The sequence below is a fragment of the Streptomyces sp. NPDC051662 genome, assembly GCF_040681655.1.
Classification (GTDB): Bacteria; Actinomycetota; Actinomycetes; order Streptomycetales; family Streptomycetaceae; genus Streptomyces.
Map to the genome: position 1 here is coordinate 325,400 of NZ_JBFAZD010000004.1, position 17,119 is coordinate 342,518.

Below are 17,119 nucleotides of genomic sequence, written 5' to 3' on the forward strand. Positions count from 1 at the left end.
TTTCGCCGTCCTTGGCCGGGCTCAGTCGATCATCTTGATCACCCGGGCGGGTACTCCCGCGACCACGGTGCCGGCTGGGACATCACGAGTGACCACCGCACCGGCAGCGACCACCGCACCGGCACCGATGGTCACCCCCTGCGTGATCACGGCAGCCGTCCCGATCCAGACGTCGTCCTCGATGACGATCGGGGCGAAGGAGAGGTACTCGCGGCGCTCGGCAAGGGGCAGTGGATGGCCTCCGGTGATGAGGCTGACCTTTGGGGCGATCATGACGCCGTTGCCGATACGGATGCCTCCCTTGTCCATGAAGGTGCATCCCTGGTTGACGAAGACGTTCTCCCCGAACATCGTGTTGAGCCCGCACTCGGTAAAGAACGGCGGGTAGATCATCACCGACTCCGGCAGCGGACGACCGAACACAACAGAAAGTAGTTTCGCGCGACCTTCGCTGTCGCTGAACGGAAGCACGTTCAGTCGAGACGTCGCATCGGTCACCTCCACGATCCGCTCCGCATGACGCGCGAACTCAGGTGTCTTGACATACATGACCTGCTCTGTGCGGGTAGACATGCGCTTATCCCACCACCGCGCAGGACACTCGATCAAACAACCCTGCACCACACCAGACACAACCAATGGTTGTGGAAGTAGAGTGGAAGCGTGGATATTGAAGCGCTGCGGACGTTCGTGGCCGTCGCCGAGACCGGCCAGTTCCAGGCTGCTGCCGACAAGCTGGGGATCAGTCAGCAGGCGGTCTCCAAGCGGATCGCGGCCCTGGAGAGGCACATCGAGGTCACGCTCCTGGTGCGGACCTCCCGAGGCTCCCGGCCGAGCCTGGACGGGCAGGTCTTCCTGCCGCACGCCAAGAAGGTCCTGGCGGCCATCGAGCAGGCCGAGCACGCCGTGCGCCCCGGCAGCCGTCCCTTGCGCGTCGATGTCCTCAATCGGCGCATTTCCCCGGCCCAGGCCGTCTACCGGTTCTACCGCTCCCACCCCGAGACGGACCTGGACACGGTCACGCTGAGCGAGGAGAACGCCGCCCAGGCCGCCCAGGCGGTGCTCGAAGGGACCGTCGACGCGTCTTTCCGTGCCCTGCCGGCAGACCAGGTCCCGGCCGGGATCAGCGCCGAACGACTCCTGGACGCACCCCTGGAGCTCCTGGTCGGACCCCGCCACCCGCTGGCTGACGCGCCCTGGATCAGTCCTGCGGACCTGGCTGGCCACCGTATCTGGATCCCCGGGATCAGGCCGGGCACGGAGTGGGCGGCGTTCTACCAGGCGCTGTCCAAGGCCTTCGGCCTGAGCATCGACGCGCTCGGCCCCAACTTCGGCGACGAGGCCCTGATGGACGCGCTGGCCGACTCGGCCTCGCTGGCCACCCTCGTCGGCAGCGGGGACCGGTACCTGTGGCCCCAGACCCACGACCTACGGCGCATCCCGTTGCACGACCCGACCCCGGTCTACCCGCACGTGCTGCTGTTCCGCAGCGGAGACCAGCACCCCGTGCTGACCGCGCTACGCGTCCATCTGCGCACCGCAGGCCCGCGAACGCCGCACGACGTGTGGGCGCCGGACTGGGTAGACCGCTGACCGGACGACCGAATTGACAGACACGCCCTGGAAGCCGCGCTGAGCTGTCGAACCACCCCCGCAGGCGCGGGGACCACATGCACTTGTACCCGCGCTGGGGGCCAACCCCGCGTGCGCGGGGACCACTCGGCGAGCTGGGTGAGGGCCGCGATCAGCCCGGGACCAACCCCGCGTGCGCGGGGATCATGCGGCCGGCCACGGGTCCTTGCCGTCGCCGAGGGGGCCAACCCCGCGTGTGCGGGGACCACTCGGACGTGTACTCGTTCACGGTGATCCAGGAGGGGCCAACCCCGCGTGTGCGAGGAACACCTCGCGCGGTCCTGACGGTAAAGCTACCTCCGGCGGGACCGAGGGCCCGGGGCCGGGGGTCACCGAGACCGTACGGGACCTGGCCAGAACGGTCGGTTGACCGTACCGAGCTGAAACTCGATGAGGTCCTCGCTGCTGTCGCTGCCGTGGCCTTCACGGGCTGGACAGCGGGCGTCTCTCCGTATCCAGTACGACAAACCGCATCGGGTCACCGTCCGCAGTAGCGTGGATGCACAACTCTCCCGCGGGGGTATCCATGAACGCACCCAAATCCAGTCTGGGTGACCGGATCGCGGAACTGCGGCTGCGGCGGAATATGACGCAAGAACAGCTGTCCGCGAGTTCCGATCTGTCCGTTGATGTGATTCGTAAACTGGAGCAGGGCAGGCGCAATACGGCACGCCTCACCAGTATTAACGCCCTGGCCCGGGCCCTTGACACCGAGCCGAGTTATCTCGTTGGGCAGCCAACCACCTTCGAGATCGGCGAGACGGAGGACAGCCTGCCTTCCGTGCTCGCTCTGCGACAGGCCGTCTCCCCCGTGGCGGACATCCTCGGCGGTGACCTTGACCCCGAGGACCCGCCAAGCATCACAGGGCTCCGAGACTCTCTGCTGTCGACCGAAGTCATTCGCCGTGAGGGCCGGATGGGCGAGATCGGGGCACTGCTTCCGCAACTTATCCGTGACGCCCGACTGGCGGTCCACGCCTACACGGGCGCCGATGCCGCAGCGGCGAACTCCGTTCTCGCTGTGGCCTACCAAGTTGCCGCGACCACGCTGACGGCGCTCGGCAAGGAGGATGCCGCTTTCACTGCCATGGAACGCTCCTTGGTTGCGATCCGCCAGTGCGACGACCCGAACTTGGAGACCCTGTCCGCCTCGACTCTGTCGTGGGTATTCACCAAACAGGGGCGGCTGGCTGACGCTGAGCAGATCGCGCTCGCACGCGCGCAGCAGATTGAGCCCGGATTCCGTTCCAGCCCTGAGGACCTCGCTCTGTGGGGCGTACTGCTGCTTCGCGCAGCCACCGCCGCCGTTCGGCAGGAGAAGCACGACGCAGTGAAGCAGCTGCTGAGGATGGCGAAGGGGGCCGCCGAGAGCATGGGCGAGGACCTCGACGTCTACGCGACACCGTTCGGGCCGACGAACGCGGGCATCGCGCAGGTCAATTTCCTGGTGGAGATGGAACGGAGCGACGAGGCGGTCCGGGCCGCCCGCAGCATTCCGAACCTCGCAAGTTTGCCGCCTACCTGGCGTGCGCGGTTCCACGTTGATCGCGCCTTGGCGTACAGCGATCTCGGCAAGGACCGTGCTTCCGAGAGTGCGCTTCTGCTGGCGGAGGGGGACGCACCTGAGTGGATGCGCTACCACTCCACGTCTCGCCGGTTGGTCGAAGAGCTGCGGGGGCGGGCCTCTCGGCGGGATGCTGTTCTGGGGCTGGCCGATCGGCTCGGCCTGGTCGGGTAGGGCGTAGCGTCCTACCTGATCCAGAAAGTGGGACAGCCCGTCACTGGGATCCGATCGCGCGGCTACCTAGCGTGATCTGCATGAGGCGGCGCCATCCGTCCCCCGCCAGGACCGGCCGGTGCTGCACCGCATGCAGCCCAGGAGCCGACCATGCCCACACCGACCGCCATCGAAAGCGCGATTATCCGATGGCTGACGTCTTCCAGCCAGGCCCCCGCTGTCGCCCACGAAGCGTGGCAGGACGGCCGACCGGCGATGCTGCGCACCGGCAACCCCTACGATGCGGTACGGATGCCGCTGACGCTGGTCCACGCGGCGGCCGGGAGCCGCGCCCCGGACGTCGTGGCCGGCGTCCTGGCCGAGGTTCTTGACGGGCCGGTGATCTGCCAACCGGGCACCTGGTACTACGCGTTAGTACCACCCGGGACGTGCGAGACCTGGCGCTCGGCGACTGCCCTGGTCCGCGGCCCGGGTGCCTGGCTCGGGATCCCCCGGCCGGACCGCACGGAACCGGCACCGGTCACCCCGTACTGGGCCGTCCCCGTGGAGCAGGCGGGAAAGCTGTGTTCCGCTGCGGCCGTGGCCGAGCTGCTCCGAGTCGGGCGGACGAGGCTGGAAGGTACAGTCCGGTGACCGCTGACGAGAACACCCGCCAGACCCCCAACCTCAGCGCTGTGCGGGCAACCATCGACCAAGCCGACGCTGTCGGCCGTAGCGTCGGCACCCTCGCCGATCTCACGGATATCGCCGACCAACTCCAGGCCCACATCGAAGCGCTGCTGCCTGCGGCCCGCGCGCACGCCGAGCAGATGTGGCGCGGCGACACTCCCTGGTACAGCCTCACGGCGCGGCTCGACAGAATCCAGAACCAGATCGGCGAGGGCCTTGGGGCGGGGGTGCTCGGCGCGCACGTCCAAGTCCGGCTGCTCGCGATCGACTGCGCCTGGCTCCTGGAGCGCTACGGCAGGAACCATGCCGGATCGGAGTCGGCACGATGCTGTACGTGTGCGGGCCCTGTGAGGGGCAACTGACTCTGCTGCTCGCCGCCGCCCTGCGGAGCCCGGTCCGGCCGTACGTGGGCGCCGGGCACCCCCATGTCTCCCTGCCTGCCGCACCCCGTTGGCGGGCAGCGTTGAGGGGCCCTGGCGACTGGGCGTCAGCCCGGGGGCCCTCTTGGGACCAACCCCGCGTGCGCAGGGACCACGGCGTCGACCACTCGCGGCGCATCGTGTCGACGGGACCAACCCCGCGTGCGCGGGGAGCGGTGTTCTGTAGACATACGCCGTGTTGCCTCATGTCGTGTTGCGGCTGAGGGAGTGAAGTGGCTTACGAGCGGCGGCTGTTCCGGGTCGGTGATGGCGGAACGCCCACCGCTCACCGGCCGGTGGCGGGGTGGGAGGACTTGGAAGCGCGTGAGCACGCGCCGGAGTTGCGTGAGCGGCAGCCGATCCTCGTCCCGCCCGAGGGCCGCCTCCAGCATTCGGCCCCTCACACCCTGCGTAGTTCGATCACCGTGATGTCGGGTGGCGCTCCGACCCTGATGGGCGGGAGGGAAGCTCCGACGCCGCGGGAGACGTAGAGCTGTGTGCGGTCGATGGTGGCTAGTCCCGCGGTGACGGGCTGGGTCAGCGGGACGATCAGGTTGCCGGGGAAGAAGGCGCCGCCGTGTGTGTGGCCGGACAGTTGGAGATCGACGTTGTGCCGGGCTGCTTCATGCACCTGGACCGGCTGGTGTGCGAGCAGGACGACAGGGTGAGAGGGGTCGCGATCGCCGAGGGCGGTGTCGTAGTCCGGTGCGTCGTGATGCTGTTTGCCCTCGATGTCGGTGACGCCCGCGAGATCGAGGGTTCCGCCGCGGTGCTTGATCAGTGAGCGGGTGTTGCGCAGGGTGGTGACGCGGAAGTCGGCGAGCGTGTCGATCCAGGTGTCGATGTCGTGGCGGTAGTCGTGGTTGCCTGTGACGAAGAAGGTGCCATGGGTCGAGGTCAGGCGGGTCAACGGTTCCGCGTGCGCGGCCAGGTCTTCGGCACTGCCGTCGGAGAGATCTCCCACGATGGCGACGAGGTCGGGAACCGTGTCGTTGATCATGCGCACCATGCGTGTGGTGTGGGTGCGTCCGAAGAACGGCCCGAGGTGGAGGTCGCTGGCCATGGTGATACGCATGCCGTCGAGTGAGGGGTGGAGTTGGCGCAGCGCCACCGGCACGGTCTTCACGTCTGGTGCTCCCAGCCCGCGGCGGAAGCCATAGCTGGTGGTGGCCACGGCGGTACCGGTGGCGAGCAGCGCGACCGAGCGGGTCAGAACGAGACGACGGTCCACCATCCGCATTGTGTCCTCGACAGGCTGAGGACAGGTACGGTCCGGGCCGGGAGCGCCGGCGGACCGCGCTTGGTGGATGACCGGTGTTCGAGGGGCCCGCGAAGGGGCTGCGGGGCCGGACCCGGTGCGCCGCCGCAGCGCACGCGACGAGAGGCGTACCGGAATCTCCAGGACGACGAGGATCATCATGAGGTAGGCGGCGACGGCGACCCAGACGAACGTCGGCCAGGCCAGCCAGGCGAGGTGCGCCGGGTTGGTGTTCTGGGCGGCGAGAACCCCTGTGGGGACCAGGACGGTGAGAGCCGCCGCCGCGGCCTGTCCGGCACGGCGCAGCCGGGTGGATGCCGTGACGTTTTTGACGAGCCGCAGGTAGAGGTAGCGGTGTCCGGCGGCCGAGACGACGATGCTCGTCGCGGCGACGGTGGCTTCCTGTGCGAGGGTGCTCATGCCACTGCCTTCTTCGTCGGTAGGAGCGAACTGTGGGCGAACCGTCTGCCGCGGCTGGTGGGGGCGGTGATTCGGGGCATGGCCGCGAGGGCAGTGAGGACTTCGCCTTCCCGGTCGGTCAGGTCGGCCAGTTGACGTAGCCGCTCCCGGCTGCCCGAGGGGGAGCCGAACCTGTGCGGGGAGTGCGAGGTGGTGAAGACGTCGATGAGTCCGCGGGGCAGGCTCGGTGAGGTGACGCGGTCTCCGGCCGCCACCGCCCGGATGCCGACGACGAGTTCCTCAGGTCGCGCGTCTTTCAGGAAGAAGCCGTCAGCGCCGGCTCGCAGGGCTTCGTAGGCGTACTCGTCGAGGTCGAAGGTGGCCAGGACCAGGACCAAGACCAGGACCAGGACCAGGACCAAGACCAGGACCCGGGAACGGTCGCCTGCCGCGACGATGCGCCGAGTGGCCTCGATGCCGTCGATGCCGTCGAGGCCGGGCATCCGGACATCCATCAGGACGACGTCGGGGCGGAGCCCGGCGGTCAGCCGGACCGCCTCCTGTCCGTGGGCGGCTCCGCCGACCACGGACATGTCCGGCTGCGCTTTGAGCAGCATGCGCAAGCCCAGGTGCTGCAAGGTTTGGTCGTCGACGATGAGAACGGTGGTCATATGTGGTGCTTCTCCGTGACGACGGTGGAAAGAGTGGATGAGGTGCTGAGGACGGTGTGGACCTGCCGGCCACCCGCGGTGGTCGGGCCGCCATTGATATGGCCCCGGTAGAGGGCGGCGCGCCGGCGCATCCCGATCAGGCCCTGCCCGCCACGCCGTTCACTGCCGGCCGCGCGCGGCGGGCCGGCGTCTCGCACCGTGACATGGACCGCCTCCCCGTCCCGGTGCAGGTTGACGAAGACCGTGGTGTCCGCCGCCGCGTGCTTGAGGGTGTTGGTCAGGGTCTCCCGCACGATCTGCACGATGCGGTAGACGGCGAGCCGGAGGCCCGAACTGAGCGGAGCCAGGTCCCCGTCAGTACGCAGATCGGCGGTCGGGCCGGCGGCCCGTACGCGAGGGAGCACCGCGGGCAGGTCCTGAAGTGTTGGCTGCGGGGACAACGGGGTGGTGCGGCTCTGCGTCGCGGGAGCATCGATCACCGTGAGAAGGCGGAGTAGTTCGGCAAGGGCCTCGCGGTCGCTGTCGCCGATGAGGCCGAGCGTTTCGGCTGGTCCCGCTCGGTCTCCTGGTTCCGCTCGGTCTCCAGGTTCCGCTCGGTCTCCAGGGCCACGACGTAAGCCTTCGACAGGTGCCCGGTGAGGGCCAGGCCCGCGCAGGTGGTCACGGCGGGCCGGCGGGCGGGGTCGAGGTGTACCGGGCGTGCCTATCCCAGGGGAGCGGGTGCCGTCGGCTCCCGGTCGGACGGCGTGGGAACGGAGACCTGACGGTCGCGTTCGGCCAGGGCGTGACGCAGTTTCTCGCCCTCGACGTCCACGTTGGGCAGCAGGCGGTCGAGCCGGCGGGGAAGTGCCCAGGCCCGCTTGCCGAGCAGGGTCATCACCGCGGGCACGAGGGTCATGCGGACGACGAAGGCGTCGAAGAGGACCGCGGTCGCCAGGCCCATGCCGATGGACTTCACCAGGGCGACGTCGTCGAGGAGGAAGCCGGCGAAGACCGAGATCATGATGACGGCGGCGGCGGTGACCACGCGGGCGCCGTGCCGGAAGCCGGTGACGATCGCCTCGGTGGGGCCGGCGCCGTGGACGTGGGCTTCGCGCATCCCCGAGACGAGAAATACCTCGTAGTCCATGGCCAGGCCAAAGACGACACCGATCAGCAGGATCGGCAACAGACTGACGATAGGCGCGGTCTCATCCACGCCGAAGACGTCCTTCAGCCAGCCCCACTGGAACACCGCCACCAGCACGCCGAGGGTGGCGACCACGCTGAGCAGAAAGCCCGCTGCGGCCTTCAGCGGGACCAGCACCGACCGGAACACCAGCAGCAGCAGGACCAGTGCCAGACCGACGACGATGGCCAGATAGGGCGCCATCGCCTCGCCCAGCTTGGCGGAGACATCGATGTTGACGGCGGTCGTGCCGGTCACCATGAGGCGCGCGCCGCTGTCCTCCTCCACCGTGGCACCGCGGTCACGTATGTCGGCGACCAGGTCGACCGTTTCCTGACTGGTGGGCGAGCTGCGTGGCACCGCGGTGAGCAGGGCCACGTCACCGGCCTCGTTGAACACGGCAGGCCGCACGGTGACGATGTCCTCAAGACCGTCCAGCATGGCGGCGGTCTCCGTTGCCGCCGTCTTCGCGTCGGCACCGCCGCGCGCGTCGACGACGACGGTCAGCGGGCCGTTGAAGCCCGGCCCGAAGCCCTTGCTCAGGGTGTCGGAGGCCACTCGCTGTGTACTGCCGGGAGCCGCCATGCTGTCGTCCGGCAGCGTCAGCCGCAGCGACAGCGCGGGTATGGCCAGCACACCCAGACCGACGACGGAGGCCAGCAGCATCTTCCAGGGGTGCCGGGTGACGAAGCGGCCCCAGCGCACGCCCATCGTGACGCGCCTGCCGCGCTGCGCGGCGCGCATGCGCCGCGTGGTCAGGCGCCCGTCGGCCACGCGGGTGCCGGTGAAGCCCAGCGTGGCCGGCAGCAGGGTGAGCGCGACCAGCACGGCGACGGTGATCGCGAAGGCTGCGGCCAGACCCATGGTGGTGAGCATCGCGATCCCGATGACGCTCAACCCCGCCAGCGCGATGATGACGGTCAGGCCCGCGAACACCACGGCTGAGCCCGCGGTGCCCAGGGCACGGCCGGCGGCTTCCTCGGGGGGATGCCCCGCCTGAAGCTCCGTGCGGTAGCGGGAGACGATGAACAAGGCATAGTCGATCGCCACCGCCAGGCCCAGCATGAGCGCGAGGATCGGCGCGTTGGAGGCCATGTCGACGAACGACGACGCGACGGTGATGGCACACAGGGCCACCCCGACGCCGACGATCGCGGACAGCAGCGGCAGCCCGGCCGCGACCGGCGAACCGAAAGTGATCACCAGGACGAAGGCGGCGACCAGCAAACCGATCAGCTCCGCGGCATTGCTCTGCTCCTCCGCCAGCACCGCGTTGCCGCCCAGGCTGACGTTCAAGCCCGCCTTCCCGCCCCGGTCCACCACGTCATGCAGGGCGTCCGACGCGGCAGGAATGATGTCGGCCTGGGGAACGGTGTAGGTCACCTGGGCGTAGGCGATGCCGCCCGAGGAGCTGACCAGGCCGGCAGTGAAGGGATCAGTGACGCTCGCCACCTGCGGCGCCTTCCGCAGGTCGGCGATCAGGGACTCCACCTGCGGCCTGTGCGCGGCGGAGGCCACCTTCTGCCCGTCCGCGGCCTCGATGACCACACGGGCCGTGGCACCGGAGGCCGATGCCTGGGGGAACTCCTTCTCCAACAGATCGATGGCCTGCTGTGACTGGGTGCCAGGAAGGGTGAAGTCGTCCGTCGTCGTGCCGGACACACTGCTGACGCCGATGCCCGCGGCGACGAGCACCGCGATCCACGCCAGCAGCACCAGTCGGCGCCGCCGGAAGGCGAACCGGCCGAGCCGGTAGAGAAAAGTGGCCACGAAAGCTACTCCCGCAGGAAGGAAGGAGGGAAGGAAGGATGTGCAGAAAGGATGTAAGGGGCAGGCCGGACAGGCACTGCGGACAGACGTAGGAGCCGGGTGCGGCTGAAATGAGCTGCGCGAGGACGAATGTGCGCCCGGGGCGGTACTCCGGTACCGGTCGTCCGGTACCGGTCGCCGCCCTTCTTCCGACGGACGACTCAGGTCTCACGACGGACGGCTCAGGTCTCACGACGGACGGCTCAGGTCTCAGTCGACCGCGTGGTCAGCGAGGAGCGCCATGGTCTCCTCCCACAGCTCGTTCTGCACGAGCGGGGCCCGGCCGGGTTCGGGACACTCCAGCGGGCGGGCATCACGCACGGAGAGGTAGCCGCCGCTCGTCCCGGCGAGCGCCGGGTCGGTGGCGAGCCGCACGATGATGCCGGCGCCCTTGCTCGGATCACCGATCTTCAGAGCGTTCAGCACACGCTGCAGGACAGCGGAGCCGGGCAGGTCCCGGCCCAGACCGGTGGCATTGAAGCCGGGATCGCAGCAGTTGACCGTGATGTTGTTCGGATCCAGGCGTCGGGCGAGCTCCTGCGTCCACATGATCGTCATCAGCTTCGTGCGCCCGTACAGAGGCATCGACTCCCGGCGGGTGTAGGCGTCCGTACGACGCAGGTCCGCCGCCGGCGCGATGGTCTTCGCCTGCCGGGCGGCCTCGGAGGCGACGTTGACGACCCGGGCCGGCGCCGAAGCGCCGAGCTTGCCCTTCAGCGCTTCGGTGAGCACGAACGGGCCCAGGTAGTTCACGGCGGTCATCTCCGCGAAACCTTCGGCGGTGATGCGCTGCGCGAAGGCGTGCAGGCCGGCGTTGTTGACCAGGACGTCCAAGCGCGGATAGTGCGCGGCGATCTCCTCGCCCAGGCGGCGCGCGTCGGAGATCAGGCCGAGATCTCCATGGAAGACATCGACGGGCCCGTCGGTCACGGCCCTGAGCTCGTTGACGAGGGCTTCCGCCTTGCTGCGGGAGCGAGCCACAGTGCCGATGCGGTAGCCCAGCCGGGCCAGCTCGAAGGCGGCGATGCGGCCCAGTCCGGAGGTGGCTCCGGTGATCAGGGCAATGGGGCGGTCCATCCCGCGACTCTTTTCGTGAGGTACCTCATGATTGCGTTATGGGAGAATACCTGAACCATGGAGCAGCACAGAGCAACAGGTACAGCCAGTACGCCGGAGCAGGTGGGACTGTCCTTCCTCACTCTCGCCCACACCCTGCGTGAACAGGTCGACCAGCACATGACGGCGACCGCGGGACTGTCTCTGTCCCGCGCCAAGGTCCTCCAGGCACTGGCCGGCCGCGGCGCGCTGCACCAGGCCGAACTCGCCGCCGTCCTCGGGCAGGCACCGCGCTCCGTAACCCAGATTCTGGAGAGCCTGGAACGCCTCGACCTGGTCAGCCGGACCGGCCACCCTGAGGACCGCCGCCGCAAAACCGTCGAGCTGACCACTACGGGGCGCACGACCCTGGCGGCCGCGGAAGAGGCGGGAACTCGCGTGCTTCGTCAGCTCTTCGGCTCGCTGACACCGCAGCAGCTGGCATGCTTCGACGCGCTGCTCACGCATGTGGGGGCCACCCTGGCAGGCGACGAGGCCGACTGACGCGTCATGCGGTGCCCCGTGCCGCGCATCCTTACGCCGCGTACTCGGGCCGCAGCTCGACCGCATACCGCCGGACATCAACCCGCCCTCGCGGACGTGGCGAAGGGGACCAACCCCGCGTGCGCGGGGATCACAGGCGGCGACCTGGGGTTTCGCCTGTCTCAGTGCCTGGTTTTACTTACTTTCGTGGATTCCGGCATTAGGCACTTCTTCGCTTTAAGAGGGTGTCTGGGATGGGTGTCTTCGTTGGTTGCCACCGTACTTTCCGCGTCGCCTGATGGCATAGCGCACGCGGGGGTCGTGACGGTGTGGTCGGTTGATCAGCGTCAGCGTCAGCGGCGGATATAGGTCACCCGCCCCGCTACGGCCCGGAGATCGTTTCCCACGCCTTGATCTTGTCCCCGCCGAGGCTTTCGGACCCTGGCGGACCGACCGGTTGACCTCGCGTGACGCCCGGAGGTTCAGGGAAGCCCGAGGCGGGTTCGACCCATCGCCAGTTCGGACACATTTCCCTGTCAAAATTCGTAAGCGAAGTGGTGGAAGGGGCAGACGATATTCTCGCCGTCCACCAAACCTCCGAAGCCGAGATGGGCTCCCAAGTGCGGGCAATACGGGTCCACCACTCGCACGATGCCCTCACGCGTACGGTAGGCAACCAGATCCTCGCCCATGAACTGCCGTCGGACGACCTTTCCACTGGTTGCCCGCGTCGGATCGTGTTCGTGCCGTCCGAGTGGGCGAGTTCGCCGGGATGCCGGGATGCCGGGATGCCCGGACAGGCCCTGGTCGGCCGGAAAGCGCAGGCAGCGCGGACAGCGCGGACAGCGCAGGCACCACGGACAGCGTGGTCACGGCGCTGTCTTCTCGGCGATGCCCGGTCCTTCGGTCAGGCGCAGGGCTTCTTCGAGCAGGGCGTCGACGATCCGGTGTTCGGGGACGGTGCGGATGACTTCGCCTTGCACGAAGATCTGGCCCTTGCCGTTGCCGCAGGAGACGCCGAGGTCGGCTTCGCGGGCTTCCCCCGGCCCGTTGACGACGCAGCCCATGACGGCGACGCGGATGGGATGGGGGAAGCCGTCGAACGCTGCCTCGACCCGCTGGGCGAGGTGGTGGATGTCGACTTGGAGACGGCCGCAGCCGGGGCAGGAGACGATCTCCAGCTTGCGGGGGCGCAGGCCGAGGGACTGCAGGATGTGTGCTCCGGCCTTGACCTGTTCGACCGGGGGCGCGGAGAGGGAGACGCGGATGGTGTCGCCGATGCCCTCGGTGAGGAGGACGCCGAAGGCGACGGCGGACTTGACGGAGCCCTGGAGGCTGGTGCCGGCTTCGGTGACACCGAGGTGGAGGGGGTAGTCGCAGGCCGCGGCGAGCAGGCGGTTGGCGGCGATGACGGTGAGCGGGTCGTGGTGCTTCACGGCGATCTTGATGTCCTCAAAGCCGTGTTCCTCGAAGAGCGAGCATTCCCACAAGGCTGATTCCACGAGCGCCTCGGGGGTGGCGGAGCCGTGTTTGGCGAGCAGACGCGGGTCGAGGGAGCCGGCGTTGACGCCGATGCGGATCGGCACCCGGGCCGCGCCCGCGGCCTGGGCGATCTCGCGGACCTTGTCGTCGAATTTCCTGATGTTGCCGGGGTTGACGCGAACGGCGGCGCAGCCGGCGTCGATGGCGGCGAAGACGTAGCGAGGCTGGAAGTGGATGTCGGCGATGACGGGCAGGCTCGACTTGGCGACGATGGCGGGCAGGGCGTCGGCGTCGTCCTGGGAGGGGACGGCGACGCGCACGATGTCGCACCCGGCGGCGGTGATCTCGGCGATCTGCTGGAGGGTTGCGTCGATGTCGGTGGTGAGGGTGGTCGTCATGGTCTGGACGCTGACGGGTGCGTCGCCGCCCACGGGGACGTTGCCGACGTGGATCTTCCGGGAGTGGCGGCGCGGCGGCGTGCGTGTGGGCGGGGGTGGTTGGGGAAGCCCCAGGTCGATGGAGGCCATGGTCGTTCCTCTGGGCTTGCGTGGATCGGGTTCGCTTGGGTCGGGCTCGCGTGGGTCGGGCTCGCGTGGGTCGTGTTGGTCGTTGGCCGAAGGAATCGAGCAGGGCGGTGGCGGCGGGTGGAGCCCGAACCACGGATGTCCCAGAGGCCGGGCGGTGAGGGTACGCGGGGGCCGTCCGGGCTGCGGTGGTCGTGCTCGTACAGGCCCGCCCCCGGGCGCCTCCGTCCGACCGGGGCGTCGGTACGTGTGGCGGATCGACGCGCCGACTGTGGTGCGGTGTTCCCAGGGCCTCGGGGCCCCGAGGCCTCGGGGCGGTATCGGTCGGCCTGAGGCGGAGGCGCGGGGTGTGTCCTTGCGTGCCTGGTTGATCGCTGTGGCGAGTCCGCAGCAGCGGTTCGGCTCGCCGGCTCTCCAACTAGGCCCGACCGGTCTCCAACTGGGCCCGACGGATCATTCCGCTTGTGTCGGCGGTCAATGCGCTGATCTCCATACCAGCAGATCCACGGCCGTTCCGGTACGGCGCGCGGCCGGGAAGTCGAAGCACGGCCTGCTCCGACTCACGCCCCTCGTCGCCGTCCCCGCGCCCGCATCCGCCGCGCTACCGGCCGGTGCGCGGGAGGCGCGCGGTGGGGGCGGCCCTACGCGAAGCGCCTCGGCTACCGTCTGCGGCTGTTCCAGATGACGGCGGCTACCAGGAGCACCATCGCGTAGGTGCGTCGGTCGGTCCCGTGGCTGCCGGGGCTGTTCCCAGCGGTGTTGATGCGGAGGGTGAGGTCGCGGTCGGTGAGGTCGCGCAGGATGTGGCGTGTCTGCTGGAGGCCGGTGGGGGCGGCGATCATGAGTTCGAGGGCGATACGGGCCGCTTGCTGTTCGGAGAGGGTTTCCTTGGCGAGGCCGAAGACGATGGTTTGCAGGATGTCTTCGAAGACCTCGGTGATGGACAGTTCGGGGCAGAGATGGCGGATGGAGCCTTCGAGATTGGCGAAGGATTTCCCCAGGAGGGCGATGACGGGGCTGGTGCTGATGCCCCGGCGAGTGGCGTGGGTGAGGACGGCGGTGAGGGTGACGCCGACATGGAGTTCGTCGAGCGAGGCGGAGAACACCTTGGGGATCAGGGCGCTCAGGTCGCTGCGGAAGCCGGGCAGGTCGGCCCAGGGGGTGGCATGTCCCATCTCGGTCCAGGTTCTCGCCAGGCCGGAGCCGTCGTTGGCGGCGATGTTCAGCAGAGCCAGGACGAGGCTTTTGCTGACGTTGGCCTCGATGCGGCCGGTCATGCCCCAGTCGATGAGGTGAGCGGGGTGGCCGGGGGCGGCGAAGACGTTCCCCGGGTGGGGGTCGGCGTGGAAGAACCGGTCGAGGAAGTATCCCCGGTACATGAAGGCCATGAGGTCCCGGCCGATTCCGGTGCGTTCTTCTTCGGTGAACACGGCGGGATCGGCGTCGCGGACGGAGGTGCCGGGGGCCAGGGACTGGATCAGGACCCGTGGTGTGGGTTCGGACAGGACGCGGGGGACGGTCAGATGGGTGAAGTCCTCGGTGAGGCGGCGGGCGCGGCGCATATTGGCGGCTTCTTTGCGGAAGTCGGTTTCTCCTTCCATGGCGTCGAAGAGGACCGCGAGCATGGCGGGCAGGTCGATGACGGTCGTGAACCGGGGTGCGGCTCTGGCGATCAGACGGGCCGCTCTGGGCAGGACGGCCATGTCCTGGGTCATCAGCGCCGCCACGCCGGGACGCTGGATCTTGACCGCGGCGGGCGTGCCGTCGGCGAGAACGGCTCGGTAGACCTGGGCCAGTGAGGCGGCTCCGAGCGGTGTGCTGGTGTCGATCTCGCGGAACAGGCGGGGCCAGTGGGCTCCGTACTCGCCGGCCAGGACCGGTTCGAAGACGCTGAACGGGGCGGGGGAGACCTGGTCGTGGAGGCTGGTGAACTCTTCGATCATCGCCGGGGGGATGAAGTCGGGGCGGGTGGAGAGCATCTGCCCGATCTTGATGTAGAAGGGGCCCAGCGACTCAAGTGCCTCACGTACCGCCCGCGCGCGCTTGCGCCCGCCGTCGGGCCCCTCGCCCGCGAACCGGTCCGTGCGGCCCGCCTGTTGGGGGCGCCGCAGCTCGTCGGCGAGCAGGCGCCCCAGGACTCCGGACACAAATCGAGCGCGAGACAGCACCCGTCCTCCAAGGGCAGGCCGACCAGTGATACGCGGGAACCGACCGGCTCACGCGCGGAGCCGGGATCGGCCATGGGCGGATACGGAGTGGTACGGCGGGCCTGTCATCGTTCTCGTCCGGTGGTCCCGGTCCCGGTGGTCCCGGTTCCGCTCCCGGTCCCCGTCCCCGTCCCGGGCTCGGCGGGCGTGAGCGCGGTGAGGAGGATCTGGACGAGGACCCGGTAGGTGCAGTCAGTGCCGTGCTCACTGTCGCGGGCCTGGAACCGGTGCCCGCGCCGCACGTCGTCCGCCAGCTCCTCCGGGGTGACGGTCCGGCCGGCGGAAGGATCGAAGAGCAGGCCGTCCCGGGTCCGCAGCACAAGACGTACTCTCCGGTGCCCCGCCGCGGCGGGGCCGTCCGCTCCGGTCACTGGCTCACCGTGCCGGGTTCGGCGGGCAGTGCCGTACGGCCGGCGCCGACCTGCGGGCCGGCCGGTTCGGTCGGCCACCGGGCGGGGTCAGACGGCACGGGTGGTGACGGTGTGGGCGAACTGACGGAGCCAGAACGGTCCGGTGGGTTGCAGATGGGTGGCGGCCAGGGCCTCCAGGGCCTGGTCTCGTTTGTCGATGATGAGCTGTTCGGTGGCGGCCTGGGCGCCGCTGTCGGTGAGGACCGTGCGGAGCTGTTCGGCGTCGGCCTCGTTCAGCCGGGGGTGGCCGAAGCGGTGGCGAAGGCTGCGCTGCTGAGGGACGGTCGCCTGCTCCAGGGCGGTCGCGACCAGCACGGTGTGCTTGCCCTCGCGCAGGTCGTCCAGGGTGGACTTGCCGGTCTGCTCGGGGTCCCCCCAGACGCCGAGGAGGTCGTCGCGCAGCTGGAACGCTTCGCCGAGCGGCAGCGCGTAGGCGGTCAGGCACCGCAGCTGGGCCGCGGTCGCGCCGGCGAGGGTGGCGCCCAGGTGGAGGGGGCGTTCGATGGTGTACTTGGCGGTCTTGTAGCGGATGATCCGCCAGGCGGTGTCGGTATCCGCGGTCGGGTCACCGGTGGCGGTGAGGTCCAGATACTGCCCCACCAGGGTTTCGGTGCGCAGCGCGTTCAACAGCGGCCATACGGCGGCGAGTTCGGCGGGGGTCACGTCGGGGGCGTGCAGGAGTTCGTAGGACCAGCCGAGGGCGAGGTCGCCCAGCAGGATCGCGGCGTTGACGCCGACGCTGTCCGCGTCTGGCCGGGCCTGGTGGTGGGTGGCGAGGGCGCGGTGGGCGGTGGGTCGGCCGCGCCGGGTGTCGGAGTTGTCCATGATGTCGTCGTGGATGAGAGCGAAGGCGTGGAACAGCTCAAGTGAGGCGGCGACCCGCCACACCCCGGGCGGCGGGGTGCGGTCGGTGATGGCGTGCCAGCCGGTGAGGCACAGGATCGGACGGATCCGTTTGCCGCCGGCCCGCAGCATGTCCCTCAAGTTGCCGGTGAACAGGTTGAGTTCGGGGAGTTCGGGGGTGGCACGTTCCTGTTCGTCGAGAAACCCGTACAGCAACTGGTCGACGGCGGTGCGGATCGCGGCGGGGTCCAGGGGCGAGGGGGGTGCGGTGGTGGTGCTCATCCGGTGTTGTCCTTGAGGTCGGGTCCTAGA

The 17,119-nt window shown here is 69.2% G+C and carries 16 protein-coding genes; 5 read left to right on the forward strand and 11 right to left on the reverse strand.

The window, feature by feature from the left end:
• Positions 1-21 precede the first annotated feature (21 nt).
• Positions 22-549 carry a DapH/DapD/GlmU-related protein gene (locus AB0M67_RS09175; RefSeq protein ID WP_365744481.1) on the reverse strand — a complete coding sequence of 176 codons (528 nt, stop codon included), beginning with the start codon at positions 547-549 and terminating at the stop codon, positions 22-24.
• A 114-nt stretch (positions 550-663) separates the two neighbouring features.
• Between AB0M67_RS09175 and AB0M67_RS09180 the strand changes: the two genes are divergently transcribed.
• The 4 genes from AB0M67_RS09180 (at position 664) to AB0M67_RS09195 (ending at position 4,401) form a co-directional block, all read left to right on the forward strand.
• Entirely contained in the window at positions 664-1,593 is a 930-nt protein-coding gene (locus AB0M67_RS09180) for a LysR family transcriptional regulator (protein WP_365744222.1), read from the forward strand.
• Between the two features lie 565 nt (positions 1,594-2,158).
• Positions 2,159-3,370, forward strand: coding sequence for a helix-turn-helix transcriptional regulator (locus AB0M67_RS09185; RefSeq protein ID WP_365744224.1), 1,212 nt, complete (start codon positions 2,159-2,161; stop codon positions 3,368-3,370).
• A gap of 150 nt (positions 3,371-3,520) precedes the next feature.
• Positions 3,521-4,003, forward strand: coding sequence for a hypothetical protein (locus AB0M67_RS09190; protein ID WP_365744225.1), 483 nt, complete (start codon positions 3,521-3,523; stop codon positions 4,001-4,003).
• Positions 4,000-4,401, forward strand: coding sequence for a DUF6415 family natural product biosynthesis protein (locus AB0M67_RS09195; protein WP_365744227.1), 402 nt, complete (start codon positions 4,000-4,002; stop codon positions 4,399-4,401). The genes AB0M67_RS09190 and AB0M67_RS09195 overlap by 4 nt, the downstream gene beginning before the upstream one ends.
• 457 nt (positions 4,402-4,858) lie before the next feature.
• Here the strand turns inward: AB0M67_RS09195 and AB0M67_RS09200 are convergent, their stop codons facing one another.
• From AB0M67_RS09200 to AB0M67_RS09220, 5 genes are all read right to left on the reverse strand, one after another.
• A complete protein-coding gene (locus AB0M67_RS09200; protein ID WP_365744229.1) occupies positions 4,859-6,136 on the reverse strand; it encodes a metallophosphoesterase in 1,278 nt (425 codons plus the stop codon).
• On the reverse strand, positions 6,133-6,786 hold the full coding sequence (locus AB0M67_RS09205; protein WP_365744231.1) for a response regulator transcription factor: 654 nt from the start codon (positions 6,784-6,786) through the stop codon (positions 6,133-6,135). The genes AB0M67_RS09200 and AB0M67_RS09205 overlap by 4 nt, the downstream gene beginning before the upstream one ends.
• Complete coding sequence (locus AB0M67_RS09210) at positions 6,783-7,265, reverse strand: ATP-binding protein (RefSeq protein WP_365744233.1); 483 nt, start codon at positions 7,263-7,265, stop codon at positions 6,783-6,785. Before AB0M67_RS09210 ends, AB0M67_RS09205 begins: the two co-directional genes overlap by 4 nt.
• Before the next feature lie 224 nt (positions 7,266-7,489).
• Positions 7,490-9,724 (reverse strand): MMPL family transporter, encoded by a 2,235-nt coding sequence (locus AB0M67_RS09215; protein ID WP_365744235.1) that lies wholly within the window; start codon positions 9,722-9,724, stop codon positions 7,490-7,492.
• 249 nt (positions 9,725-9,973) lie between these two features.
• A complete protein-coding gene (locus AB0M67_RS09220; protein WP_365744237.1) occupies positions 9,974-10,840 on the reverse strand; it encodes an SDR family NAD(P)-dependent oxidoreductase in 867 nt (288 codons plus the stop codon).
• 102 nt (positions 10,841-10,942) lie between these two features.
• Here AB0M67_RS09220 and AB0M67_RS09225 point away from each other — a divergent pair, with 102 nt between their 5' ends.
• Positions 10,943-11,362 carry a MarR family winged helix-turn-helix transcriptional regulator gene (locus tag AB0M67_RS09225; RefSeq protein ID WP_365744239.1) on the forward strand — a complete coding sequence of 140 codons (420 nt, stop codon included), beginning with the start codon at positions 10,943-10,945 and terminating at the stop codon, positions 11,360-11,362.
• A gap of 515 nt (positions 11,363-11,877) precedes the next feature.
• Here the strand turns inward: AB0M67_RS09225 and AB0M67_RS09230 are convergent.
• The 5 genes from AB0M67_RS09230 to AB0M67_RS09250 form a co-directional block, all read right to left on the reverse strand.
• A complete protein-coding gene (locus tag AB0M67_RS09230) occupies positions 11,878-12,192 on the reverse strand; it encodes a Rieske 2Fe-2S domain-containing protein (RefSeq protein WP_365744483.1) in 315 nt (104 codons plus the stop codon).
• Between the two features lie 18 nt (positions 12,193-12,210).
• Positions 12,211-13,350 carry a flavodoxin-dependent (E)-4-hydroxy-3-methylbut-2-enyl-diphosphate synthase gene (gene ispG, locus AB0M67_RS09235; RefSeq protein ID WP_365744241.1) on the reverse strand — a complete coding sequence of 380 codons (1,140 nt, stop codon included), beginning with the start codon at positions 13,348-13,350 and terminating at the stop codon, positions 12,211-12,213.
• A 656-nt stretch (positions 13,351-14,006) separates the two neighbouring features.
• Positions 14,007-15,494 carry an AarF/UbiB family protein gene (locus AB0M67_RS09240; RefSeq protein WP_365744243.1) on the reverse strand — a complete coding sequence of 496 codons (1,488 nt, stop codon included), beginning with the start codon at positions 15,492-15,494 and terminating at the stop codon, positions 14,007-14,009.
• Positions 15,495-15,619: 125 nt separating this feature from the next.
• The gene (locus tag AB0M67_RS09245) at positions 15,620-15,925 is read right to left on the reverse strand and encodes a polyhydroxyalkanoate synthesis regulator DNA-binding domain-containing protein (protein ID WP_365744245.1); all 306 of its coding nucleotides are present in this window, start codon (positions 15,923-15,925) and stop codon (positions 15,620-15,622) included.
• A gap of 87 nt (positions 15,926-16,012) precedes the next feature.
• Positions 16,013-17,089, reverse strand: coding sequence for a polyprenyl synthetase family protein (locus AB0M67_RS09250; protein ID WP_365744247.1), 1,077 nt, complete (start codon positions 17,087-17,089; stop codon positions 16,013-16,015).
• Positions 17,090-17,119: the final 30 nt, after the last annotated feature.